This is a genomic window from Variovorax sp. P5_A3 (assembly GCF_056400665.1).
Map to the genome: position 1 here is coordinate 1 of NZ_JBFUKW010000066.1, position 1,389 is coordinate 1,389.

The 1,389-nt window shown below is 63.6% G+C and carries 1 protein-coding gene and 1 pseudogene; both read left to right on the forward strand.

The genetic code is table 11. From position 1 onward, the window contains the following. A pseudogene (locus tag AC1D3B_RS36145) lies at positions 1–387 on the forward strand (methyl-accepting chemotaxis protein); the annotation flags it as partial. A 46-nt stretch (positions 388–433) separates the two neighbouring features. After that, positions 434–1,389, forward strand: a 956-nt coding sequence (locus AC1D3B_RS36150; RefSeq protein WP_478195466.1) for a methyl-accepting chemotaxis protein, incomplete at its 3' end; no start/stop codon positions are given.

A 1,389-nucleotide genomic window follows, 5' to 3' on the forward strand; every position in this document is an offset into this window, starting at 1 on the left:
AGCGTGAAGCGGGTGACCGACATCATGGGCGAGATCACGGCGGCGAGCCAGGAGCAGACCTCGGGCATCGAGCAGATCAATCAGGCGATCACGCAGATGGACCAGGTGACGCAGCAGAACGCGGCCCTGGTGGAAGAGGCCGCTGCTGCTGCCGCATCGCTGCAGGAGCAGGCCGGTGGCCTGTCGCAGATCGTCAGCACTTTCAAGCTCGATGACGATGACGTCGAAGCCGAACCTGTGCGTGTTGTCGCACGGTCCGCCCTCGTCGCCATCCCCGCACCGAAGGCAGGCGCGAAGACGCCTGCCGTGTCGCCCCGACCGAAGGAAACGGTCGCCCCCAAGCTGGCAGCGGCCAGCGCCGGAAGCGGCGACTGGACCGAGTTTTGAGTTCCGAGTTCCGAATCGCAATTATGAAGATATCGCCGCAAACACCATGACTTCCCTCTCCAACTTCAAGATCGGCACCCGGCTGGGACTGGGCTTCGCCGCAGTGCTTCTGTTCCTGGCCATCGTGATGGGCCTGGGACTGAGTTCCATGTCCAACATCGAGGCGCACCTCAATGGCATCGTGACGAACAACAACGTCAAGGTCGCCACGGTCAACAAGATGCTGGACTCCATCCGGGACATGGCCAACCTCGCGACCAACGTGGTGCTGCTGAGCGACGAGAAAGCGATGCGCGAGGAGATGAAGAAAATCGCGGCAGCGCGCGAGAGATACACCGAGGCCAAGACCGTGCTGGGCAAGCTGGTCGTGATGCCCGAGGGCAAGTCGCTCCTCGCGAAGGTCGAGGACACGCTGGCCGTGGCAGCGCCCCTCAACGCCCAGTTGCTCGAACTCGGGCTGGCGAACAAGAACGAGGAAGCGACCGAGCTCCTGATGAAGAAGTTCACCCCTGCCGTGCGGGCCTGCCTGGCAGCGCTGGACGACATGGTGCGTTACGAGACACGGCTGTCCGAAAAGGCCAACGAGCAGGCGACCGTCGAATACACCCGTGCGCGCGCCCTCATGATCGGGCTCGGCGCCTTCGCACTCGTCATGGGCGCGGCCATCGCGTGGCTCACCACCCGCTCCATCACCCGTCCGATCGCAGAAGCGGTGAAGGTCGCCGAGACCGTGGCCGCGGGTGACATTTCATCGCGTATCGAGGTTCGCTCGAAGGACGAGACCGGGCAGTTGATGCATGCGCTCAAGGAGATGAACGACAGCCTGGTGAAGATCGTGGGTGAGGTGCGTACGGGCACGGACACGATCGCGACCGCGTCGAGCCAGATTGCCACGGGCAACCAGGACCTGTCGTCGCGCACCGAAGAGCAGGCGAGTTCGCTGGAACAGACGGCGGCCTCGATGGAGGAACTCACCAGCACCGTCAAGCAGAACGCGGACAA